General features: G+C 67.0%; 21 protein-coding genes and 1 tRNA gene. 5 read left to right on the top strand and 17 right to left on the bottom strand.

Annotated elements, in window-relative coordinates; translation table 11 throughout:
- Nucleotides 1–1743, bottom strand: a complete 1743-nt coding sequence (locus tag R3E10_02745) for an amidohydrolase (protein ID MEZ4414644.1) — start codon at nt 1741–1743, stop codon at nt 1–3.
- A 162-nt stretch (nt 1744–1905) separates the two neighbouring features.
- Between R3E10_02745 and R3E10_02740 the strand changes: the two genes are divergently transcribed.
- Nucleotides 1906–3240, top strand: a complete 1335-nt coding sequence (locus R3E10_02740; GenBank protein ID MEZ4414643.1) for a M23 family metallopeptidase — start codon at nt 1906–1908, stop codon at nt 3238–3240.
- Nucleotides 3241–3253: 13 nt separating this feature from the next.
- On the opposite strand, the gene R3E10_02735 is transcribed toward R3E10_02740, so the two are convergent.
- Complete coding sequence (locus R3E10_02735) at nt 3254–3904, bottom strand: porin family protein (GenBank protein ID MEZ4414642.1); 651 nt, start codon at nt 3902–3904, stop codon at nt 3254–3256.
- A 421-nt stretch (nt 3905–4325) separates the two neighbouring features.
- On the opposite strand from R3E10_02735, the gene R3E10_02730 reads away from it, so the two are divergent.
- A complete protein-coding gene (locus R3E10_02730) occupies nt 4326–4829 on the top strand; it encodes a hypothetical protein (GenBank protein MEZ4414641.1) in 504 nt (167 codons plus the stop codon).
- 16 nt (nt 4830–4845) lie between these two features.
- Here the strand turns inward: R3E10_02730 and R3E10_02725 are convergent, their stop codons facing one another.
- The 10 genes from R3E10_02725 to R3E10_02680 form a co-directional block, all read right to left on the bottom strand.
- Nucleotides 4846–5526 (bottom strand): hypothetical protein, encoded by a 681-nt coding sequence (locus R3E10_02725; GenBank protein MEZ4414640.1) that lies wholly within the window; start codon nt 5524–5526, stop codon nt 4846–4848.
- Between the two features lie 3 nt (nt 5527–5529).
- Entirely contained in the window at nt 5530–6732 is a 1203-nt protein-coding gene (locus tag R3E10_02720) for a phage major capsid protein (GenBank protein ID MEZ4414639.1), read from the bottom strand.
- A gap of 37 nt (nt 6733–6769) precedes the next feature.
- Nucleotides 6770–8677, bottom strand: coding sequence for a hypothetical protein (locus R3E10_02715; GenBank protein MEZ4414638.1), 1908 nt, complete (start codon nt 8675–8677; stop codon nt 6770–6772).
- A gap of 6 nt (nt 8678–8683) precedes the next feature.
- Nucleotides 8684–9730, bottom strand: coding sequence for a phage major capsid protein (locus R3E10_02710; protein ID MEZ4414637.1), 1047 nt, complete (start codon nt 9728–9730; stop codon nt 8684–8686).
- 328 nt (nt 9731–10058) lie between these two features.
- On the bottom strand, nt 10059–10571 hold the full coding sequence (locus tag R3E10_02705; protein ID MEZ4414636.1) for a hypothetical protein: 513 nt from the start codon (nt 10569–10571) through the stop codon (nt 10059–10061).
- Between the two features lie 100 nt (nt 10572–10671).
- Entirely contained in the window at nt 10672–11673 is a 1002-nt protein-coding gene (locus tag R3E10_02700; GenBank protein MEZ4414635.1) for a Rad52/Rad22 family DNA repair protein, read from the bottom strand.
- Nucleotides 11670–11969 carry a hypothetical protein gene (locus R3E10_02695; protein ID MEZ4414634.1) on the bottom strand — a complete coding sequence of 100 codons (300 nt, stop codon included), beginning with the start codon at nt 11967–11969 and terminating at the stop codon, nt 11670–11672. The genes R3E10_02700 and R3E10_02695 overlap by 4 nt, the downstream gene beginning before the upstream one ends.
- Nucleotides 11962–13587, bottom strand: coding sequence for an AAA family ATPase (locus R3E10_02690; GenBank protein ID MEZ4414633.1), 1626 nt, complete (start codon nt 13585–13587; stop codon nt 11962–11964). Before R3E10_02690 ends, R3E10_02695 begins: the two co-directional genes overlap by 8 nt.
- 337 nt (nt 13588–13924) lie before the next feature.
- Nucleotides 13925–14119 (bottom strand): DUF1778 domain-containing protein, encoded by a 195-nt coding sequence (locus R3E10_02685; GenBank protein ID MEZ4414632.1) that lies wholly within the window; start codon nt 14117–14119, stop codon nt 13925–13927.
- 948 nt (nt 14120–15067) lie between these two features.
- Entirely contained in the window at nt 15068–15514 is a 447-nt protein-coding gene (locus R3E10_02680; GenBank protein ID MEZ4414631.1) for a hypothetical protein, read from the bottom strand.
- Between the two features lie 87 nt (nt 15515–15601).
- On the opposite strand from R3E10_02680, the gene R3E10_02675 reads away from it, so the two are divergent.
- From R3E10_02675 to R3E10_02665, 3 genes are all read left to right on the top strand, one after another.
- Nucleotides 15602–16033, top strand: coding sequence for a hypothetical protein (locus tag R3E10_02675; GenBank protein MEZ4414630.1), 432 nt, complete (start codon nt 15602–15604; stop codon nt 16031–16033).
- Between the two features lie 356 nt (nt 16034–16389).
- A complete protein-coding gene (locus R3E10_02670; protein ID MEZ4414629.1) occupies nt 16390–16737 on the top strand; it encodes a hypothetical protein in 348 nt (115 codons plus the stop codon).
- 6 nt (nt 16738–16743) lie between these two features.
- A complete protein-coding gene (locus tag R3E10_02665) occupies nt 16744–18048 on the top strand; it encodes a site-specific integrase (GenBank protein MEZ4414628.1) in 1305 nt (434 codons plus the stop codon).
- Here R3E10_02665 and R3E10_02660 read toward each other — a convergent pair.
- The 5 genes from R3E10_02660 to uvrC form a co-directional block, all read right to left on the bottom strand.
- Nucleotides 18027–18431 (bottom strand): hypothetical protein, encoded by a 405-nt coding sequence (locus R3E10_02660; GenBank protein MEZ4414627.1) that lies wholly within the window; start codon nt 18429–18431, stop codon nt 18027–18029. The two genes, R3E10_02665 and R3E10_02660, sit on opposite strands and share 22 nt — an antisense overlap.
- 229 nt (nt 18432–18660) lie before the next feature.
- A complete protein-coding gene (locus R3E10_02655) occupies nt 18661–19716 on the bottom strand; it encodes a hypothetical protein (GenBank protein MEZ4414626.1) in 1056 nt (351 codons plus the stop codon).
- A 72-nt stretch (nt 19717–19788) separates the two neighbouring features.
- Nucleotides 19789–19861: transfer RNA gene (locus R3E10_02650), tRNA-Gly, on the bottom strand.
- Between the two features lie 191 nt (nt 19862–20052).
- Nucleotides 20053–21462 carry a hypothetical protein gene (locus R3E10_02645; protein ID MEZ4414625.1) on the bottom strand — a complete coding sequence of 470 codons (1410 nt, stop codon included), beginning with the start codon at nt 21460–21462 and terminating at the stop codon, nt 20053–20055.
- A 182-nt stretch (nt 21463–21644) separates the two neighbouring features.
- Nucleotides 21645–23483 (bottom strand): excinuclease ABC subunit UvrC, encoded by a 1839-nt coding sequence (gene uvrC / locus R3E10_02640; GenBank protein ID MEZ4414624.1) that lies wholly within the window; start codon nt 23481–23483, stop codon nt 21645–21647.
- Nucleotides 23484–23496: the final 13 nt, after the last annotated feature.

Below are 23496 nucleotides of genomic sequence, written 5' to 3'. Positions count from 1 at the left end.
CTACCTCGTCTGCGAAGGGTGAACCCGGACGCCTCCGACCCAGGTCTCGAGCACGCTCAGGTGTGGGATCGAGTCGGCCGGAACCGTCAGGATGTCGTCCGACAGCACGATGAAATCGGCCAGCAGGCCCGCTGCGATGCTGCCCCTATCGGTTTCATCGAACGTGAAGTATGCCGGCTCCACCGTGTGCAAGCGAATGGCGTCCTCGACGCTCACCGCCTCTTCCGGCCCGTAGACCTGCCCGTCGTATCCGCGGCGGGTCACCGCGGTCCAGATGCTGAGCAGTGGGCCATACGGAGCCGAGTCGGATCCGTAGGACACACGCACTCCAGCGTCCAGGAGCGAGCGCGTGGGGTTCTGGGTCTGCTCGCGCTCGGGGCTCAGCGCTTCGTGGGCGTAGGCGCCCAGCCCGACCGTGAACGCCGGTTGGCTGGCGACCATGATGCCCGCGCGCGCCATGGTGGCGATGGTGGCCTCAGGCGGCTTGACCGCCACGTGGTGCAGGTAGTGTCGCGCATCCGCTCGGGGGTGGGCCTGCTGGATGGCGGCAATCTCATCGACCACCATCTGCACGGCCCCATCCCCCATGGTGTGGATGCCCAGCTGCCAACCCAGCTCGTGCGCGCGCTCTGCGACCGGCCGGAATGTTTCTGCGGGAATCCGAATGGCACCGCGGAAGCCGGGCCGTCCCGGATAGTCCTCGAGCGACCAGAACACGGGAGCGGACAGCCCACCGTCGATCGACATCTTGAGCGCACCGAGCTTCAGCCGGTCGCTTCCCCACCCGGTCCGCACGCCCAACGCCTCGATCTCATCGAGGGTCACGCGGACGCCCTCGACCGGATCGTCGAAGCTGTCGTGCCCGGGGCTTACGCGCAGTTGCACGGTGGCCCGCGGCAGGAGCGCACCGTAGCGATCGTACAGGTCCTGGACCTGGCGGAGTCCGGCCGGTCGAATGCCGGCCGCGTTGACGCTGGTGATGCCGAGCCCAGCAAGATCGGTCAGCATCTCGCGCATGGACTCGATGCCCTCCTCGTAGGAGAGACGGTCTTCGCCCCGGGGAAGCACGCGATCCACCAGCCGTCGGGCCGCCTCCAGAACGCGTCCATTGGGCTCGCCGTCCGCACGCTTGAAGATCCACCCGCCCTCGGGATCGGGCGTCGTGCGATCGATACCCGCGAGAGCCAGCGCTCGCGAGTTGAGCAGGTACGTGTGCGGGCCACGGGTCAGCATCACGGGATGGTCGGGGACCATGCGATCCAGGTCCCAACGACTGGGTACCCGGTCGTTGGGCCAGTCCGGACGGTTGAGCGCCCCTTGGATCCACGCTCCCGGTGGTGTGTGGGTAGCCTGCTCCGTCAGCGCGGCCGCCAACGCCTCCGGCGTGCTCACCCCCTCCAACCACTCTGGCACCCCGGGCAGGAGCCCTCCCCGCCAGGGCATCAAGCGACGGCCAGGACCGAGGTGGATGTGGTTGTCGTTGAAGCCAGGCAGCACGGTACGGCCCTGAAGGTCGATGACCGGTGCGTCTGCACGGACCTGTGCCCGAACGGCAGCCTCGGTTCCCACCGACACGAAGCGCCCCTGATGGACGGCGAAGGCTTCGGCCACCGAGAACGCCGAATCCACGGTGATCACATGCCCGTTCACGAACACCTGGTCCGCCGGTGCCGTCCCCGAGGGGCTGCACCCGCAAGCGGCCAGGGCCCCCAGCGTAAGGAGCCTGCACGTAGTAGTGCGCACCCGGGCCTCCCCCGTCGGATGATTGGAGCGACTGGTCAGCGAGTCTAGGGGCGATTGGGCCCGTCTGTCGAGAGATTCGCGCCCAGGCCCGATTCTTCCCATGATCGCCGGAACCCGATCGTGCGGTGCCGCCCCCGGACCCCCAAGAACCGGCAAGATTGGATGCGACGTCTCAATCCCCTGCTCCTTCTTCTGCTCACCGCCTGTGACGTGCCGGCGGAGATCCAGGAAGTCCTCCGGGACCCGACGTCCCACGAACGGTATTCGGCGTCGCTGGTGCGGGCAGGACTGGACCAGACCGGGGCCGGGCGGGACTGGGTCGAAGAGGCGGAGCGCGCCATGGCCTCGCCGCTGGTGGTCTCGCTCCCCCATCGGGAGGACGGGTTCCTCGATCCAGCGATCCCCCGTGCGCTCGGATATCGTTTCGAACTCCGACGCGGCCAACGCCTTCAGGTCGACCTGGCCTTGGACGAGGTCCGCCCCGGCCGCTTGTTCATCGACCTCTTCAGGCTGGCGTCGGACTCCACCTCCCCGCCCTTCTTTCAACTCGACCTGCCCCCCGATTCCACCCACCTGGAGTTCGATGCACCGCGCAGCGGTTCGTATCTCCTGCGCGTGCAGCCGGAGTTGTTGCGAGGTGGCGCCTTCGCCATCGAGATCCGGGTGGTGCCGCAGCTGGCATTCCCGGTCGAGGGTCGCGGGCCCAGTGCCGTGTTGAGCCGTTTCGGTGCCGACCGCGACGGCGGTCGCCGCGCCCATCGTGGCGTCGACATCTTCGCACCCCGCGGCACACCCGCGCTGGCGGCCGGCGACGGGCGCGTGACGCGGGTGGATACGACCAACCTGGGTGGCAACGTCGTGTGGATGACGACCGCACGAGGGGGCCATCGCCTGTACTATGCGCATCTGGACCGGCAGCTGGTGCGCGAAGGACAGCAGGTTCGCGTCGGGGACACGCTGGGGCTCGTGGGGAATACGGGCAACGCGCGCACGACGCCGCCACACCTGCATTTCGGCGTGTATGTGCGCCGGGAGGGGGCGCTCGATCCCTACCCGTTCATCGAGCCATTGCGCACCGGCGTCGTGGCCGCGGACTCGGCAGCGCGCACCCTGATCGGTCGTTGGGCGCGCGCCGGCGTGGACGGCGTAGTGGCGCGTGAGGCGCCGAACACGCGTGCTCCGGAGTTGGAGCGGTTGCGGCGGGGCGCGGCCGTGTGGGTCGTGTCCGCCAGTCAGGCCTTCTATCGGGTTCAGCTTCCTGACGGCCGCGAGGGGTATGTGCCGCAACGGGGAATGCAGTCCGCCTCCGCGGCCTTCGCAGTGATGGATGCGGTTGCGGGTGCTCCGATCCGCGCGGCTCCGCGCCCGGGAGCGCCCCTGCGCGGGCGGGTGCCTTCAGAGGAGGCGCGTCTCGCGGTCCTGGGGCTGTACGATCGCTATGGCCTGGTGCTCGACTCCGAAGGGCGCGAGGGCTGGATCGAGTTGGAGGACGACTAGGGGAGCGCATGCCTCACATCTCCGAGAAGCCGAGGCTGATCCGGCCGAGGATGGAATACGTGCGCAGCTTCTGCATGGGCGCTTGCGGATCGACGTCGAGATCCGTGAGACCGTAGTCGTACCGGCCTTCGACGCCCAGAATCCAGCGGCCCACCTGCCAATCCACCCCGGCGCCCACCACGAGCGCATAGACCGTGGTTGCAGTATTGACGTCGATCTCGGGGTCGTCGCAGTCGTAGTCATCGTCGACGCCATCAACGATGCCACTCACGCCGCACAGCGCCTGGAACCCGATGCTGGGGCCGGCGAAGATCCGGGGCCGCAGCCGGTTCGCCTGGGTCAGGTCCACCTGGAGCAGCAGCGGCAGCGTCACGTAGTCGACTTTGAAGGTCGCGTCGGCGTCTGCATTGTCGACCCGGAACCCTTGCTGCTGATAGAGCAGATTGGGTACGACCACGATGCGATCGTTGGCTCGGAACGACATGAACACGCCACCGGCTACGGCGTTGCGTCGGAACGTGTCGCCCAACTCCGGATCGTCGGTCTTGACGTCCGCGAAGCTGAAACCGCCGGTCACTCCGAGCGTGATCTCATGGGATTGTGCGGTGACGGGCGGTGGCACCCAAAGCGCCGCCGCGATGATTCCCACCCAGGTGGCCTTCATGGCTCCTCCTCGAAGCCAGCGAGTCCTGCCTCTCCCTAAAGGTCGAGGGAGCGGCTGGGTGGGGGCGTCGGGACCGGACCGATCCCGGACGTGGGGGGAACCCTGACGAACGTGCGAACGGCCCTCCTCCTGGCAAAGCCGCCGGGAGAAGGGCCGTCACAAGGTCCCGAAGCGGGCGACCGGATTCGAACCGGCGACCCTCAGCTTGGGAAGCGGGTCCGACTGTCGCTGCTCACCGCTGAAATGGCGTATTTGCTGGGTTTCACGCGCGTGGGCGACAGTCCAGCAGCGGGTAGCAGCAGGGTGTTTGGCACCCGCGGTTTGTCACCCGGCAACGGAGTGACGGGCGGGAGGTGGCCCCTGGGCTGCTCCGAGCCCATTCTCGTCCCATGGTAGCGGGTAGCTTGCTCGGAGGCTCCAGATGGTGGACCTGAAGGAAGTAAGATTCGACGGAGTAGATCCGGCGCACCGCGGAGTAAAGCTCATCGACGACACCCTCTGGGTTGCCTTCAATGTGCGTCCGCGGACCGTGGACATTCGAGACGAATTCGATTCGGATCCAGACGCCTGGGAGCGGTATGTCGTGACCGACGTGGAGGTCGTGGACACCGACGCCACACGATGGTGGCTGTTGCGCTTAGAGGAACTCAAGAATCCAGCGGGGAGGGTCCGCAACGGCTTCTACGATGCTCGGTTGACCCCGTGGGAAGCTCCAAGACGCCTCGAGGTAGTATACGGGTGCCTCCGATGGGAGATGCCGGCAAGCGTGCCTGACGCCGGGTGGGTGCTTCTGAAAGGGCCAGGGGAGGAAGGAAAGGAGCGTTGGTCAGCGCTCCCCGTAAGCAAGGTCGAACGAGACGTTGACGGCGCCTTGGTGATGATTCTGGTTCCCGTCGAGGACCCCGACCAGGAGGCGTCCCGTTGAAGGGGTCCCAACAAACTCAGTGCTTAGGCACCGCCGCGGTTGGCCCACTGGGCACTTCTTCGCGGGCGGGACGCAACTGACCTCGGTAGCGGGCCACAGGGTCCCGTGAGTCGCCAGGCGCCAGCCGTGCCGCCGCGGAGGCGAGGTCGCAAGCCGCCTGGCGTTCGAGCCACCACTCCCCCGGAACTTCCCACAGCTGCTCGAGACGCACGGCTACGTTGGAGGTCATCGGCTCACGCCGAGACACCACGCAATGCACAGCAGTGACGCGTAGCCCAAGCGAATCCGCCAGATCCTGCTCGGAAAGGTCGAGCATCCGCAGGGCCTCGGCAAGAATGTCTTGTGGGCAGCGACCGGCCAAGCGCGGGCCGGCGAGCAGGTGTCGAACCTTGCAGGATGCGGAGATGTCTCTCTCGATCGTCGAAAGCACGCCGGTCAGCGCGTGCCGCGCCCAGTAGGTATCGTGCTGAATCTGGCGGAGCATCCATTGCGAGGATGGAGTCCCGAGGAAGCGCTCAAGACGAAAGGCGAAGGACGCGTTGATTCTCTGGTGATGACGGACCACGCTCAGGACGCGCTTCTCAGATAGACCAGCACCGACAGCCAATTCTGCGGGGCTCACGTTCAATGGCACGAGGTAGCGCGTGTAGAGGATCTCTCCAACTGGTCGCGGGGAAACTGGCGTCTGTGCGTCCACGTCTTACACGGTGAGTCCAGTCCCGAAGGCGAAGGCCTCCGGATACTCGAACTGAATGTCAGCCATCTGGAAGGACGTCACCTCGATGATACCCCGCTTCTTGAGGGTGAGCTCGTCCACGATGAGTTCGATGACACCCCAGTCGCCGATCACCAGCTTGCTCCAGACTCCGAAGATGATGCCGTGCTCGTTGGACCCGCCTCCCAGGTTCTTCGCCACCTGGTTGGACACCGCCGCACGGTACCCGTTGACCTCCCCCAACTCGCCGGAGCCCGTCCAAATCGGCCGCCCGTTGCTACCAGAGAAGACCTCGGTGGTCTTCGCTCGTCCTCGAACCTCAGGCGTCATCAGGTAGGCCATCTCACCGAGGTCAGCGTCATCCGAGGCAACGGCAGTCTCGAGAGCCACGACCCCGGGGAAGCTGATAGCGCCGCCCATCGGAACGGCGTTGACTCCGGTGGTGGCAGTGATGCCCGCGGGCTCGTTGCCAGCCCCAGTGCCGTGGAGGGCGGCGAGGTCGATCGCGCGCGCATGGCGGGCGATCAGGCTGCGCTCCACGAGGGGCTGCATTTCCTCTACCGCTTGCCTGAGCTCTTGGCGGGTGTACTGGACGTTGGCCATCAGGGTCTTCGGCGTCAGCTGCACGACAGTGAAGCTCGGCTGGCTGCTGACAACGTCGGACCCGGGATTCTCCGCAACCCAGGTGGCGGTGGGGTCACCTGTCTGCTTCACGAAGGTAGGATTGCCGACTAGGTCCTCACGCGTCTGAGCCCCGAGGCTGAGCACCAGCGCCCGCGTGCGGAGCATGTCGAGGAAGCCGGCGTACTCCGGGAAGACGGTCTCAGCCCCCGCCGTCGGGGTGTTGGTGGAGAGCGCGCGGGCGAGCAGCTTTGAGGGAAGGAGAAGGCCACCCCGAAGCCGTACTTCATCCTTCAAGACCCCCCGGAGCGCGTCGCTGACGTCGGTCTCCAGCCCGGGCGGCTCTTCGCCGGCAAGCTGCAGAATCGCACGTTCGAGACTGTAGGCGTCCTTCTCCTTCGCGGTCAGCGGCACCAGGTCACGAACAGGTGCCCCCAGCCGGGCTTGGACCCAGCTGCGTGCGGCCGGGAGGGACGTCCCCTGCTCTACCCACCGCTGAGCCATCTCCGGAAGGCCGGCGGACTGAGCCAGCTCCACGAGTGCCGCACAGCGTTTGCGCTCGATCATTGTCACACCTTGTCTGCAAGGGTTGAAGCCGGCCGGTTCATAGGCGCTTGCCGATCCGGTATCCGTTGGCCAGGCCGTGGTTCACTGCACCGATCACCAGCTGGATGAGGGCGCCGTCGCGAGCAGCCTGTCTGGGGTCGAGGGACCGAGGAAGTCCGCTAACGTCCATATGCACGCGAACCGTAGCGGGTGTGCCGGTGGGTGCTGCGGCGGCCGCCGCTAGGAACCCCCGGTCCTTCCCCTGCGTCAGTCCGAGCCCTGAGAGGAAGAGCGATCCGAACCCCGCCGTCTGCGTCCCGAACGCGAGCCCGATCAGCTTGGTGAAGAGCGCCCCTGAGAAGGCCCTGGACAGCTGAGACAGCAATGAGTCGACGAACTGACCGAACCGGAACTCGATCCGGTCCAGGCTCACCAGGAAGGCGGACGAGAAGCTGTTCACGCTGTTGACGAGGCCGCGCTCGAGGGCGTCCCGCAGCGAGAGCACCTCCGCTTTCGTTCTGGCGATGCCCGTCTTCACCGCACTGAGGCCCGGAACCAGTTGCGCGCCGGCAGCTCCCTGGAGGAGCAGTTCCTGGCGGAAGGCGGCCGCGCCCGCCACCCCGAGCTCCCACTCCCCGCGCACCGCCCGGAGTTGTTCAATGAGCGGCTGCACGGCCGCGAGCGTCGCGCCTTCGGCCAGCTGCCGGTCGATCTCCGCACGGAGCAGCTTCCGCTTCTCTGCCACGACGTCGATCTCAGCGCCCCACAGGCGGAAGCGGGCCACCACACCATCGAGTGCCTGATTCAGCTTCTGGAGGGGGCCGGGAGCTCCCACCTCGCTCGCAGCCGCACTCAGACCGCGAATGGCTCCTGCCGCCTCAGCCGCCTTCTCTCCTGAGGTGTTGATACCCTGCGTCGCCAAGAAGAAGCTGTTGTAGTACTGGATCAGTTTGCGGCTGTAGTCACCTACGGCGTCGTTGATGTCGCCGAAGTCGGTTCGAATGCCGGCGACCGCGGCGCGGACTCCGGCGAAGTCCCGCTGCGCAAGCGACCCCAACGCAAAGCCGACGCGACCAAGGATCGTCACCAGGTTGAATGCCGTGCGTCCGATCAACCTGAAGGACGACGCGACTCCAGCGGTCCAAGCCGCAACCACCTGCCCCCAGGCCACCCACTTCCCACGGTTCTCCTCCATCGAGGTGGTGAGGCTCTGAATCCGGGCCGTCAGTCGCTGGTTGAGCCTGGTCCAGTCAAAGGCCTCGACCACCACGCTCGCCAGTGATTCGCGGAGATCGCCCTGGGCGTTGGTGAGCTGGACGAGCGATCCGCCAAAGGTCTGTGCGCGGGCCTGCGCGACCTCGAAAGCGCCCTTCAGTTTGGCGTCGCCCAGGATCTCCGCCAGCTTCTCCGACGCCGGCGCGGTGCTGTTCTCGATCTGGATTCCGTACCTGGCAAGCGCGTTGGTCGTCGAACCGAGCGTCTTCCCGAGTTGCAGCGCTGCTGTGTCGAGATTGCCGTCGAAGAACGTGTCCGCCAGCGCCACCAGGGCCGTTTGGGCGTTCTTCAGACCAGCCACATCCAGGGACGGCACCAGCGTTGCCAGCGAAGCGGAGGCCTTTAGAATCGCCTCGTCCCCCGCGCGGGTGATACGCTGCAGACGAGACGCTTCGGCGTTGAGTTCGGCGAAGGCGCTCCGCCCGGTCTTCCCCGTTGCCTGGAGCGCCGCGTTCAGGCTCGCGACGGAGTCCTCCTGCTCCTTGAACGCGTTGACCAAGGAACTGGCAAGGGCTCCAACCCCCTGACCCACCTGGGCCAGCGCGAACGTGCCGGCGCCGAGCTTGAAGAGGTTGGTGAGGTTCAGCCCCCGCCGGGACAGGCCGTCCAGGCTGCTGCCCACGCGCTTCGACACGGCCTGGAAGCCCGTGTCGCTCGCTGTGTACTGGAACTGAACCCTACGGGTGGCCATGGCTGCTCAGACCGCGGCGTCAACGACCGCCGAGAATGACTCTTCGTGCCTGAACTCCACCGTCGCGAGGGCGAACCCCACGATCTCGACCAGGCCGCGGCGACTCATTGTGATGGGATCGACGACGAGTTCGACGGCCCCGTTCCACAGGGCGATGACGAGTTCGCTCCACCGTCCGAAGATCAGCGCGTGAAGGCCTGAACCGGTCCCCTTTGCGAGATTCTCGGGAATCACCTTCGACACCAACCCTGGGTGGCCGTTCATCCCCTTCCCGTCCCAGATGGGGCCGGCACCCGTGAAACGCTCAGTCTTCTTGAGGAACTGGCGGACCCCAGGGGTAGTCGCGTACCCGAGGGTCCCGTCTTCGACGTCGGCGTTCGCTTCCGCTACCGCTGCCTCGAGGTCGACGACGTGGTCCCACGTCGGGGGCCCCCCGTTGGCCCCGATCGCGACGGTCTGCATCCCGGGTCGGTTCAAGATGCCCACCGGATCGTCTGCGGCGCCGTCTCCCGAGATTGCGGCCTGGTCCCAAGCGAGGGCAAAGGAATCGGCGATGTCGCGCTCGATCATCGACGCGACATCCTCGCTCAGAGAGCTGGCCTTCAGCAGCTGCATGGTGATCACTGTGCTCGCCATCAGCGTGCGCGGGGGTGCCACCACCCTATCGAAGGAGGCATCGCCGTCCGCTACGGGGGTCAGGGAGTTCTCCGGGACCCAAACGGCCGGGGTGGGCGCGGTCTTCGTGACCAGGGCGAGGTTCTCCGTCATGTCAGACACAACGCTTGCGCCCAGCGTCGCGACTACCGACCGCGCTCTCATGGTGTCGACGAGTGTCTGGGGTCGAGAGAAGATGGCTTCGGCGCCCTCGGTGGGGGTCTGGGTGTTCAGCGCTCGTGTCGCGGCGCTGAGCGGAACCCAAAGCCCTCCTCGCGGGGTGTTGCCGAGGCTCCGGACCAGCTCCTGGTGCACTTCGAGCTCAAGGGAGTTGCCGGTCTCGAATGAGGCGGCGCGAGCGATCGCCCTGGGGAGCGAGTATCCTCTGGGTGCCTGCATCGTCGGTGGACCCCCACGTACCAGAAACGAAAAAGGCAGCCCTGGCCCCGGGGCTCTGTGCCCGGGCAGGACTGCCTTCGTCTTGTCTGCGCACGATTCTACGCGCTGGATCGACGCCGCGCAACGGCGCCTTTCCACATTCGGGACCGCCGGATGTCGTCCGCCGTAACATGCAGGACTTCCCGACAGCATGTGACGCTCAGAAGTACTCCCGAAAGCTCCGCCTCCCTGCAGACGAGTCCAACCAGCTCCCGGGACACGCCGAGCCGGACAGGCGCGCGACAGGAAGGGCAATACGCATCCGGCCGGTAGAGCGCCCCCGAAGCGCTCATTCCCCTTCCCGCTCGGGCAGCGCCATCACCGCGTCGCGTAGATCGTGCACGAGGAGCACCGAGAGGGGCTGGAGTCGGGCGACGGCCTGGGGGATGGTCTCACATCCGACGAGGTGGGCGGGCCACTCGGCGGCGGCGTGCTCCAGGCGATCAACGAGCGTGTCGAGGAGGAGCTCGATCGCCGCGTCGGAGTGCTCGAGGAGGATCAGGGACTCCTCCTTTCGGTCGGCCTCGATGAGGGCAATCCGGGCCTCCGCCTCGATCTTGCGCCTCCGGCTCTCCTGGAGCGAGCGCGGCGCTGCACGGCGCGCCTCCCACTCCGCCCGGTATCTGATGTACCATTCCAACGCCTCCGGCCAGGGCACCTGCCCTTCCCTGGCGGCCCGGGACCGGTCGCACGGCAGCCCGCTGCCGATCAGTTCGTAGACCCACCGAGGTGTGACGCCAATCCGATGGGCGAGCTCAGCCCCAGTGATCCACTCCGTGATCACCATGCTCGCCATGAACATGAACTGCGATTCGGAGGGCTGTAGCTAGCGCGGCTTTGCGCTGGCGCGTCACCCACTGTGCATCGGCTGGGAAGGACCCGTGACCACCCGTTCGCCTCCATCACGATGCCGGCGCCCCCAGCTGGCCGGATCCTACGCGAAGGCGGTCCAGCTCCCGCTCGATCCACGGCGCGACGCCACTGTTCCGAATCCAGAAGGAGCGCTCCGCTTGGTCGGCGCTGAGGTCCGCCACCTCGAGAACGGAGGAGAGACGATCGGCGAGCTCGGGTGGAGCGCCGTGCTGCGCCCGCATCCACGCCACCGCGCGCTCAAGGGCACCCCTGCCCTTGGCGTCGAGCAGGTTGAGTGCGAGCTGGTAGTGCGCGGGGGTCCAGTGAGTCGAGGAGTCGGGGAGGTCCGGGTGAGCGGATTGCAGGGCCTCCCGCAGCAGCTCCTTCCGCCAGGCCGATGGCTCCAGCTCGGCCAGACGAGCGTGGTACCGTCCCCGCAGGGGGCCGACGTCCCGGCCCTGAGTAGGGCTGGGAGGCGCCTTCCCCCCAGGCAAGACCTCACCGGTGGCTCGGTCCACCGTCTCCGGTGGCCCAGGGACGTCAACGGGCACCGCCCAACTGGGCATCGTCGGCGGGTCCCACCGAAACCACTTCCGCTTGCTCTTTTCCTTCGGGTGCGCCGGATCCGGGTAGCTAGCGCTGAACCGTCCGGCGTCACTGATCTGCGCGAACCCCTCAGTGACGTCGTACAGGTATCGGCCGATCCCCCACTGCACCGCGGCCCGCTTCAGCGATGAGGAGAGGCCGCCCTTCACAGCTTCGACGTCCGTGCGATCGGCCCCGTCCCACTTCGTCACCCACTCGCCGCCGACGCGAATGGAGATCCCGCACAGGACGCCCCCACCCGGGGCCTCCGTGTATTCGTTGCACCAGTTTTCCGGTCCGCACACCTCGTCCAGCCGATCCTGGATGGCGCGCGCGTTGAGGTACGGGATGACCATGGCCCACGCCTTCCCCGACTTCTCCCCCGCCCTGGACACGCGCCATTCGACATGGTCGAGGCGGAATGGCTCACGGAGGCGCTTGAGGTCGAACGTGGCACCTACCGTCATGTTCTCCGCTCCGGTGGCACGTCCGAGGGGGCCTCCTGCGCCCGGAAGGCAGCTGCTGCGTTGCGCCACGCAGCAAGGACTTCGGAGAAGGCTGCGGCCAGACGCTCCTTCGCCTCCGCCGTGCCTGACGCTTCCCAGTTCGAAAGTGCGGCCATGAACTCAGCGCTCGGCGGATCGACCAGCTCCCACGCGCCCTCCCACTGGCCGAGGCCTCGCGGCGCCAGGTCTACGATCCGGGCCGTGAGCGCTCGGCAGAGTCGGTTCCCCCGATCTCGGCGAGCATCGCGCTCATTCATCGTCGAGGATCTCCAACGCATGTCGTGCGGCCGTGTCGCCCGCTGCTTCCAGGGGCCCCCCTACTGGGGCCCCCCCGGGAAGCACCCCGGGAATCGGTTCGACGGAAGTGGTTCCCACCTTGATTCCCGAGTGGTTCCCCGCTGATACCTGCCGCTCCTCGGAGCCCGGTGTAGTGATCAGCCGCGCCGGTGATCGGGAATCGTCGGGAATCAGGTGCTTCCCGAGACCGGTTCCATTGTGGTTCCCATCTGATTCCGCGGTGGGTCCCGCCGCTCGACAGACACTGAGCCTACGGCCACGGTGCACCTCTCCTGAGTCGGTGACTACTCCCTCCGCCATGAGTCTCCGGATGGCGGCGCCCACCTCCGTGTTCTTCGCCCTCACCCCCTCGCGCACGGCGTTCTGGCTGCTTTCGGGATTGTGCTCCAAGAACGCGACGATACGCGCATCCAGGGAGAGCTCCGATTCCGCGAGCCGGAAGTAGGACGGCTCGCCGTCCTCCCCCTCGACGAGCTCAATCGTCAAACGCGGCCGCAAGTCCATTCGGCCCTTCGACGTCAGCACTCGGTGCGACGGAGGGAGTTGCTGGTCCGTGGTGAGAGTCAGGATCGCATCGACGCCGGCACCGATTGCGGTGCTGTCTCGGTATCCGTCACCGCCCTTTCGACCATGGTGGACGAGCACCACGGCTGCGCCGCTCTCCCGCGCAACCCGGGCGATGCCCGTCATGATCGGGGTCCAGGCCGCCGCGGATCCCGAATCGAGGTCCAGAGACTCCGTAAAGGCCGCGAGCGTGTCGAGGACCACGAGGGCCGGGGCAACTGCGCGCACCGAAGCACGGAGGTCCGCCAGCGGGGACGTGACCAACTGACGCAGGTGCACGCGCTTAGGGTCGGCTCCGAACTGGACCATCCGTCGTGCGAAGTCCCCTACGTGCTCCTCCAGCCCCAAGTACAGGACCACTCCGGGAGCGAGCGGGGAGCCGAGAAAGCGATGACCTCCGCTCTTGGCCGCCGCCGCAGCCCCAGCCAGAGTCGACTTGCCGTCCTTCTCGCGCGCTGCCAGAAGCGTGACGCGCCCTTCCCATGCCAGGTTCGGCACCACGGGAGTCGGAGCGGAAAGGACGTCGGGGTCCTCCAGGATCTCGGCAAGACTGAGGATCGCCGCCCCCCCGGTGTCGAGGTGCAGCGAGGCCAGGCCGGTCTCGATACCGTGCACGACGTCCTCAAGCGGCTCCTCGGCTTCCTCGATCCCTGAGAGACACTCCCGGAGCAGGTCCTGCACCCTCCGCCGTTGCGCCCGGCGCCTGAGGGCTGCGAGGTGGTCAGCGAGGTGAAGGGGCGTTGGCACGATGTCCAAGAGGCCGGCGAGGCATGCGGCACCACCCGCCGCCTCGAGTTGGCCCTCCTCCGCGAGTTGGGCGAGCAGACCCACCACATCGATCCGGCTTCCGCGGTCGGCCATCCTCCGCAGAGCCGATAGCACCACCAGGTGGTGTGACGAAGTGAAGATCCTGGCGTCCACATCCGCTGGACCGATCGAAAGCTCATCGGCGCCGAATGACAGGAAGGCACCGAGCACTGCGGCTTCGAGTTCAAGCTGACCGCGCGAGCTCATGGTGTAGCGGTCCTTGCCCTCCGCCAGGCATCGAGCCGAAGCGTGTCTCCTACTTCGGGCGCGCCCTCCGCTGAGGCGGGTCGGCTCCTGATCTCGCAGAGCGCGTCGCGGGGCACCCGCCAGCATCTGCCGAGACGGTAGGCGCCTGGGAGACGCCCATCCCGGATCCAGCTGCGAATGGTCGAAGGGGAGCGGGCGAGCGCCAATGCCACCTGGTCGACTGAGAGGTCCCCTATCGGGGCCACCTCCTCCGCCTCGAGGTGGTCCCGTACCCAGCCGACAGGGAGCTGCGCCTGCGGCGGCAGCGCCCGGAGCAGTTCGCGCAGGTCTTTCAGACTCACCGGACCGGCCTCGGCTCGATGTCGATCCCTGCGTCGAGAGCATCGCGGATCCGCTTCTCCGCAGCAGGCAAGGCGACCGACCGAATGAACGTGCTGACCGGTACCCCGGCGATCCGGGCCGCGAGCTCGATGACGGCCTTCTCTCCTGCCGTGAAGCGCGCCGCGACAAGCTGTCCGTGCCGTCTTGCCACTCCCCCAACCTCCTTGGTTAACCGAGCCGAGCAGCGGTTGCCGTACTGGACCAGTGTCGTGCCCATGGGCTAGCTTGAGGAGTCCTTCAATATAGCGTTGCGTATACCATGCCCATTCGTCAGAGACCGACTCCCGAGACCCTTGAGGTCATCGCGCGCGCCAGGTCCGCGGGACTTCGCTTCGAAACGGTCCTAAGTGAAGACGATTGGGTGCAGGTACCGGAGCGAGTGGCGTTGTCCGAGGCCCGCCTGATCTTCCCACCACCAGGAAGTCTGTGGCGCGACTTCCGCATCAAGCGCCGCCGCCCACTGGAAGAGTTCATTGGTCTAGCGGACGCGGAGCCTGAATCGTTTCAGCGGTATTCGGAGGAGTATGGGCGGCTGATGCTTTGCCAACTCCATGCTCGACCCCACGGCCGCTGGACCGTGACGCCTGCCGCCGGTGCGTGCGACGCCGGCCTTGAGGAACCGCTCGACGTCTGGAGACGGTATGCTCGATCCGCGCGGGCGATGGTCAGTCTCGGCGCCGACCTCCATCGAGGGCACCTGGGTCAAGTCAGCGACTGGCGTGAAGTCTTTCCAGGGCATCGGAGAGCTCCGTGGTGGAGGCGCTCCGTCGATACGGATCGAAGGGTGCTGATGGAGGTGGTGACGACCGACTGGCTCGCAGAAGGAGGCGTGCGGCCGGAGTTCCGCTGGGGTCACGGACACCCCTTGCACTTCCGACTGGTTGCTTCCGGGCTATTCGGTCGCCTTGCTCTGGACCTGGCCTTCTCCCTGGCCCTGTCTGGAGGCCTTGAGGTCTGCGCGGGGTGCGGAAAGCCCTTCGGCCGCCCTCCTGGCGGGCGCCGCGCAGCAACGGGCCGCCGGGCCTGGTGCCCGGAGTGCAAAGCAGACGGTAGGGATCGAAAGGCGGCAGCTCGCGATGCGCGGGCCCGGCGGGGGGCCTCAAGTGAGGCGGGGTGACGCCTCCCAGAGCCGGATGATCCGCTCCTGCACCTCCGCCCGCTCGTCGTCGTACCGACCCCGGAAGCTTATGGAGCTCGGCTTCCCGTCGACGGTGACTGACCAGGTGGGCGGCTGATGAAGACCGGTACCTGCAGCGCAACTCGCGTGGAAGCGCCGGCCCTCATGCTCGAAGTCGAAGTCGGGGACATCGGGCGCGCGAAGGAGGAAGACGAGGCCCTCCAGGTCCGCCGCGGCCCGCTGGGACTTCTCTTCGGCGAGCACCGCGAGCGCCTCGCGCCACTCAGCGGGTGGCCGGCGGAATCCTTCGGTGCTCGGATCGAGCCGAGCCTGCCGGGCCGTCTGGGCCGCAATCCCAAGCGCCTCAGCGATTTCCGGGAGGGTGACCCCGTACTCGAGCAAGATGTCCGTCGCCTGCTTGAAGTCCATCCGTAAACGTCCTATTGACATTCCGTTGGGCCCGACTAGCGTAAACTAGCTCTTTACGGTCACCCTTGGGAAGCAGGGAGGCACGGGATGGACAGGTTCGCCGGCTCAATGGCAATGCGGGACGCGATGATGGAGCTCACCGACGCATGGGCCGCGGATGCTACTCGGCTTCGGAAGTACGGCTCTGGATCGGCCGAGGTGCTGGACCGCTGTCGGGTGGAGCTCCGGCGGATCCTCGACGACACGGCCCCGACGTGGATTCCCCTCTCAACAGTCCAGGCGCGGACCGGCTGGGCCCGGAAGACTCTCCGCCGCCGCTTCGCCGAGCTCGCAGGCGAGGTGGTACCGGGGACGACGACGCCACTCGCGCGAATGGCGCCACGGTGGGAGCTACACGTCAGCGCTCTGGAACGTATCGGGCGGAAGCCCGGAACTGCGCCGGTGCTCGGCGACGACTCGATCGACCAGCTGGCGGAGCGGCTCGCCCAGGATCCCAATGACGACGGCGGGGGACGCTGAGAATGGGATCGGTCGTGAGGGGTGGCGGTGTTCCGGTAGCAAGCCGTTTGGACTGCGAGCTAGCCAGGGCATTGGAGGAGCAGATCCGGACATGGAGGGGTGCGGCGAGCGTCCTGGAGGATCGACACGTCGAGCTCGCCCGCGTTCTCGTCACGGCGGCGGACGAGCTGAGCGAAGTGCTCGGCCAGCATGCACCTCGGTGGTTGCCCCTCTCAGAAGTGGAATCGCGCACGGGTTTGCCCCGCCGCGTCCTCCGACGTCGCTGCGTCGAGCTCACGCAGTCGAAACTCTCAGAAGCGGGGGGCCCGGGGGCTCGCAAGGGACCCTCCGGTGCCTGGGAGCTGCACGTGTCAGCCGTGAGTCGCCTTCCAGACCGACAGACGGTCCGAGCACATCGCCATCTGGCGAGCAACCGTAGCCGTCCGAAGGAAGTGGATGCACCGACGGCACCCTTCTGCCCGGACCCGGATACCCGCTACACCTTCGTCGCCACCGCAAGGATCGATGCCCTTCGGGTAGAACCCGGCGACGTCTTGAGCGTGGTCCTTCGTAACCGCTCGCCGGTGGTCGTGTCGATCCCGTTCGGACCAGAGGCCATCGGTGCGATCGCATGGAACCAGGATCGGCTCCGACTCCACTCCGCCCACGGCGATGATTCCGAGCGGCCGGCCGCGGACTGGCGCCCGGACCTCCGACTGGTGTAGGCGACGATGGCAAGGCGCAGAGCGTCGCGGGTCTACGCCCGCACCCGGAATGGCCTCACCCGCTTCTGGGGGGACTTCCGCGACCTGAACGGGCGTCGGGAGCCGCTGATCGCCCCCGGCGAGCGGACCGCAACCACCAACCGCGAGGTTGCGGAGGCCCTCGCGGCGGAACGCGCGCGGGCCCTCCGACAGGCGGCCCCCTCCTCCTCCGCCGTCCGGAAGGATGCCGAGGCAGAGAAGGCGGAGCGCGAGCTCCTGAAGATCAGTCACGGGATCCGGGAGGTCGCCGAGCTCGAGGCCTACGCCGCCCACCACCTCTACCGGAAGGCCGAGGCGGGACGGACCGTGGAGGGTTGGTTGGTCCAGGCCCAGGGACACCTCGAGCGCGCCGTCGAGTTCTTCGGCCCCCGCCGCCCGCTCCACACCATCCAGGTACGCGACCTGAACGACTACGCTGCCCTGCTTCAGCGGCGATCCAACGGTCGCGGCGGGACGCTGTCGCCCGGATCGGTGCGGAAGTACCTGAATACCCTCAGCAACCTCTACCGACGTGCACAGGCGGAGGGAGCGGTCCCGCTCGGGTTCAACCCGGTTGCGGCGATGCTCGAGAAACCAGTGGCCGTGCGGCGGGAGGCACGCTGGCTGGAGGTGCACGACGCGGCTCGGCTCCTCGAAGCGGCGCGCACCCAGCGGCCGGCGACGGTCTTTCGAGGCAGGGGCCAGGGCGGTGCGATCGGGCCTCACCCATTCCTGTACCTCTACGCGCTGGTCGGGACCTTCCTCCTCACCGGGGGCAGGAAGGCGGAGGTCCTGGGCCTCGAGATCGAGGACATCTCGTTCGCACGGAAAACCGTCACGTTCCGGCCGAACCGTTGGCGGCGGCTGAAGACGGCCACCTCTGCCCGGGTGGTGCCCCTGTGGCCTCAGCTCGAGGAGATCCTGCGCCAGTACTTCGCGCACCGTGAGACGACGGATCCACTGAGAGGCACGCTACTCTTCCCGTCTTCGCGCCCCGGCGCGGAGCGCATGCTCGACAACGTGCGGAGGGGGCTGGATCAGTTGGCGCTGCGTTCCGGCCTTCAGGAAGGCGACGTTCGGACGCGGATCTTCAGACACACTTACTGCGCTGCTCGACTGCAAACGCTGGACGGGGGGGCTCCAGTCTCGCCCTTCACCGTCTCACGCGAGCTGGGGCATGGCGGGCAATCCCTGGTCGATCGGATCTACGGCCACCTTGGGCACGTCCGGCACCGCGCCGAGGTCGTCGAATACTCCCCGTTTCGTGGGAGTCAGCGCGTACCCCAAGGCTGAAACCTGACGAGTTCAACGACCAAGGCCAGAATCTCGCCCGCATTCTCGCGCGCTCTCTGGAGGCGCCGCTGGAGGTCCTCGGCCAGCTTCCGTTCGTTGTCCGGATCGTCTACAACCCACACCCCCCCGAAGCGTCCGAACAGCTCGTCGATCCGTTGGCCGTAGTAGCTCCCCATCTCCAGCACCTCCACGAAGGAGATGAGTTCCTTCTTCCTCTTCGCCATATCGTCCACCTCACCTCCTTCCTGGAGACTGATCAGGAACTCCGCTCTCCGAAACAGCGGCTGGAACTGGGAGGCAAGCAAGACCGGGTCTCGGTGGACCCGGAAGAGGCGGAGAATCCCTGGCTCAATCGCGCGGGTGGGGTCGTGCTGGTCCTGCAAGTGGCAGTTCGCGCAGAGTGGAATCAGATTGAGCAGATCCCCGTTCGAAGGATCACCATCGATGTGGTGGACGTGGGACGGCTCCGACCTGCCGCAGATCGCGCACTTGTGCGAGAATGCCTTGTAGAGGGAAAGACGTGTGCTGGCGGAGACGGTGCGCCTGGGCCGAGCCACCGTCAGGCGCGTCTGTCAGAAGATTCGGGTCGTGCTCTGGTCGGACAAACGCCGTTCACTGTAGCGGCCCGAGGTCAACTCCTTCCCCATCGCCCCGGTACGCGTGATCGCCTGGTAGTCCTTCTTGAACCGAGCTGAGCTCAGCTTGGTCACGACCGTTCCCGCCTTCGCGTACTGACGGGACATCGAGTCCTTGAGTTTCTTGTTCTTCCCCTGATGAACTTCCATCCGACGTCTCCTCTGGAGGCTGGGATGCCGGCGTAAGACACGCCAGAACTGGCTTCTCGCCGGGAACTCGAAGATGCTCGGACCCCAGACGTTTCGAAAGCCCGCGCCGGACGTACTCCTCCAGCTCGAGCTCGTCGACCTCCGGGGTCCTCACGCAACGGAACAGCTCTTGAGCCTCCTCGATATCGATAACGAAGCCATGGTCAGGATAGTCCGAAACAAGGCGGTCAACCGTTTCAGCCGAAGCGCCGAGGCGGGTGCCATACTCCAAGCCTATCGAGTTCGCTCGGTAGGCCTCGCTCAGCTTCAGGGGGTCGAGCTGCGCCATCATCGGCTGGAAGAGGTTTGACACGAACTGCGTCGCGATATCCGCCGCGGTTCGCGTCGAGATCTGGCCGACCGAGCGATTGACGATGGCCAGGAAGTTGTTCTCCCAGGCCGCGAACGCACTCGTCAACATGTAGCTGACCGCTTGTGAGTAGTCAGCCCCTGAACCGAACCGAGCCAGTTCATCGTCCTTGACCATCTGGACATCGAGAGGCCCCAACTCCCCGTGCGCGGACATCACGATCTCGTCGGCTCCAAGCGCAACGAGCGTGCCCGCGCTCTTGCATCGGCCAAACACATAGAGTGTGAACCGCTCGTAGGCCCTCTTCAGGAAACGGGCGATCAGGTAGGCGGCCGCGGCGTCACCGCCATCCGTGGTCAGGATCAGCCCGCAGTTCGGTCGGTGCTGGGCGTCCGCCCAAACCCCTATTAGGCGCTCCGCCGTGGCTCGCGACATCGGGCACGACGCCACGAAGAGGTCAGCATCGAGTCGATCGCTGACGCGCTCAACCGGCGACTGGCTCGGAACCCCCGCAGTCTCTGGTTTGTCACCCACACTCTGACACCCGACTCGCCTACCGTGGCAGTCTTATTCGACAACACTATGCTACGTCAGCACTTACAGACAAGCGGGCGACCGGATTCGAACCGGCGACCCTCAGCTTGGGAAGCTGATGCTCTACCAACTGAGCTACACCCGCAGGAAGCCTGAATCTACCGGCCGGCAGGCCGGAATCAAGCGGTGCGGAGGAGCAGCGCTGCGAGCGCAGCGTTCTCCGACGTGCCGTATCCGGGTCCGCTGGGCTCTCATCCGCCGGGGACCCTGGCCCACCAAACGAAAGGCCGGGACCCCGCGTGGGGCCCCGGCCTTCCTCATCCGAAGCGGACTGCGTTACGGCGCGACGACCTCGTACCAGTAGCCGATCACGGACTGGTCGGAGTCGAAGCGGGCCGAGAAGCCAGTGGTGGCCTCTGCGGCGGGGGCGCTCACGGTCACGTCCTGCGTGCCGGCATCCATGCCGTCGACGGTCGTGAAGTGGAAGCGCAGCGTGATCGTGGTGCCCGGGGCCAACGAGTTGTTCTGCACGTCCCCATCGAGCTGGGCGCCACCACCCGACACCGGCTGGAAGAGCGGGTCGACCACCTCGAAGGTGAGCTTCTCCATCTCGCCCATGACCTCCATGGCCACCTCGGAGCTCTCCGTCTGGAGGAGCCCCTGGGCGAGCAGGCGGTAGGCGTTGGAGTTCTGCGGATCCAACTCACGCAAGTGGCGCGCAGCGCGCGGCAGGTCCTCGTAGGACTCCGCCAGGAACAGCGTCTGAGCCCAGTTGTAGGCGGCGTCCCGGCTCTTGGGATTCCGCTCCACCGACTTGGCGAAGGCGCGTGAAGCGCGGCCGAAGTCCTCGAGCTGATAGAGACCGATGCCGACGATGAACTCCTCGCGGGCGTCAAGGTCCGTGCGCGCCAGCAGCGACTCGTAGATGGCCGTGGAGGAATCCGACATCGACAACTCGTTGAGCGCGTTGGCCAACTGCGTCAGCGCATTGACGTTGCCGGGAGATACCCGGAGGTAGGCCTGGTAGGCGTCCGCAGCCGCGCGGTAGTTCTCGGCGAGACGGTAGGACTGCGCCATGTTCAGCGCGCAGATCTCCTCCCACTCCTTCCAATCGGCTTGCGTCTCCGGAGTCTGCTCGGCGTAGCCCGCTCCCTGGACCACTTCCAGGCAGGCCTTGAAGCCCTCCGCTGCCCTGGCGTTGTCACCGAGCTGCGAGGCGACCGAACCCACCTGCAGCAGCGCCTCCGGCCGCCCCGTGTAGATCGTGCCGGCGCCCTCGAAACGGTCGAGCGCACCGGTGCGATCCCCGGCCTGCAGCAGGCCGATGCCTTCGTTGTACATCTCCACCCAGGCACCCTCGCGGATGGCGGGCGTCTCCAACGTGTAGGCCGGGTAGATGTCCTCGGCCTTGCTGAGCATGGTGTCCGCCCCGACGAAGTCGTGGAGCCCCACCATGGCCTGCCCGGCCAGGTAGTACCCGAGCGGGTTGCCGGGCTCGGAGGTGATGCTGGACATCGCGGAGGTCAGGGCATCCTGGTACCGGGCCTGTGCCTCCGCGCCCTCCTGTCCCGAGGCCTGGAGCAGAAAGAGCTGCGACTGCTGCGTGGCGCCATTCTCCGAGGGGCGCGTGCCCTCGGCCATGCCTTCCACCGGCTGCGGGGCGGATCCGCCACCACCGCCACCTGACGCACACGCGGCCATCGACGCCGCCACGGCCAGCGTCCCCAACTTGAACCGGAACCTCATTCCGAGTGCCTCCTGTCGTGCGTAATCAGGGACGCGACTCGAAGCCATCGAGCCTCCGAAGCGACGCCTGCCGGCGCCGCGCGGTCCCCAGCCATCCGTGTCGAACCCGGCCGCTCGTTCGGTCCGGGCGAAGCAAGAAAAGTTAGAACTGGCCCCAGCCCATGGTCAAACTCCAGCGGGGATCAACGGGCCAGCCACGTCAGGATCCGCGAGGCCAGGGCCTTGCTCATCCCCGGCACGCGAGCGATCTCCTCCTCGGAGGCGCCCTTCAGGGCGCGCACGGAGCCGAAGCGCTCCAGGAGGGCCTGCCGCCGCCGAGCCCCGATCCCCGGGATCTCCTCCAGCTCGCTGGTGAGGGTCCTCCGGGTCCGCAGCTTCCGGTTGTATGAGACCGCAAAGCGATGCGCTTCGTTCCGGACCCGCTGCAGCAGGTGGAGCGAGCGCTGCCGGGGGTCGAGCCGGACCGGGTCCGACCGGCCGGGCAGGAACACCTCCTCCTCCCGCTTGGCCAGCGCCGCCACCGCCAGATCGTCCAGACCCAGGTCCGTCAGCGCCTGCCGCGCCGCCCCCAGCTGCCCCTTCCCGCCGTCGATCAAGGCCAGGTCGGGCAGCGGGCGCCCTTCCTCCTGGCGCCGCCGGAACCAGCGGCCCACGGTCTCCTCCATCGAGCGGAAATCATCGTTGCCCCATTCTCCCCGGATACGCATGCGGCGGTAGTCCGATTTCTTGGGCGCACCGTTCTCGAAGACCACCGCGCTTCCCACCGTGTCGCTCCCCTGCAGGTGCGAGATGTCGAAGCACACGATGAGGCGTGGGACGATCTTGAGCTCCAGGGCGGCTTGCAGGTCATAGAGCGTCCGGTCGGCCCGATCCAGCCCGTCGCTAGCCGCCAACACCCGGTCTTCCAGAGCGTGCCGCGCGTTCTCGCCTGCGAGATCGACCAGACGTCGCTTGGACCCGCGCTCCGGAATCTTCAGCCTCACGGACCGGCCCGCCGCCTCGGCCAACACGCTCGCGAGCACATCCGCGTCGTCGAACCCCTGCGGTAGCAGCACCTCGGCCGGAAGGTCCTGCAGGCCGAGCTGGCCGCGTCCGAGGTAGTGGCGCGCGGCGAACGACTGGACCAGTTCCCGGTCGCTCTCGCCGTCGAGGTCTTCGAAGCGCTGCAGGTCGCGGCCCAACAAGCGCCCGCGGCGTACGCGCAGCACTACCCCCGTGGCCACGCTGCCGTCGCGGGCCAGGCCGAAGACGTCGGAGTCCGCTCCCCCGAGGGAGTCGACACGCTGCTCCCGAGCCAGTGCATCCAGTCCCACCAGAACGTCGCGGTGGCGGGCGGCTGCTTCGAAGTCCAAGCGATCGGCGGCGCCCTTCATGCGCTGCTCCACCAGGCGTCGCACGCCTTCCGTGTCCCCTTCCAGCAGGCGCAGGATCTCGTCGATCATCTCGCGGTAGTCCGACTCGGACTGCAGTCCCACGCAGGGCGCGCGGCAGCGACCGATGTGGAAGTCCAGGCACGGGCGCGAGGGCGACTCCCGTGGCAGGTCGTAGCGGCAGGAACGGACCGTGTACTGACGCTTGACGACCTCCAAGGCCCGGCGCACGAAACCCACCGACGTGTAGGGACCGAAGTAGCGGGACCCGTCGTTGGCCGTACGTCGTGTGACGTACACGCGCGGGAAGGGCTCCTTCACCGTGACCTTGATGTACGGATAGCTCTTGTCGTCGCGCAGCTGGATGTTGAAGCGCGGGCGGTGGGACTTGATGAGGTTGGCCTCGAGGATCAAGGCCTCGGCTTCCGATCCCACCACGATGGTCTCGACGTCTCGTGCACGGCGGACCAGCTTCACGGTCTTGAGGCCCTGTTGCAGGTCGGGCCTCAGGTAGCTGCGCACGCGGTTGCGCAGCGCCTTGGCCTTGCCCACGTACAGGACCTCTCCGTCCACCCCCTTGAAGAGGTAGACGCCGGGCCCCGTGGGGAGACGGCTGATGCGCTCCGGTGTGAGTCCGGGCGGTGCTTCCATGACGGCGACCGGG

Source organism: Gemmatimonadota bacterium, assembly GCA_041390105.1.
Taxonomy (GTDB): Bacteria; Gemmatimonadota; Gemmatimonadetes; order Longimicrobiales; family Gaopeijiaceae; genus JAGQIF01.
Note: the sequence above shows the minus strand (reverse complement) of the source record. Positions and strands in the feature narration are given on the sequence as shown.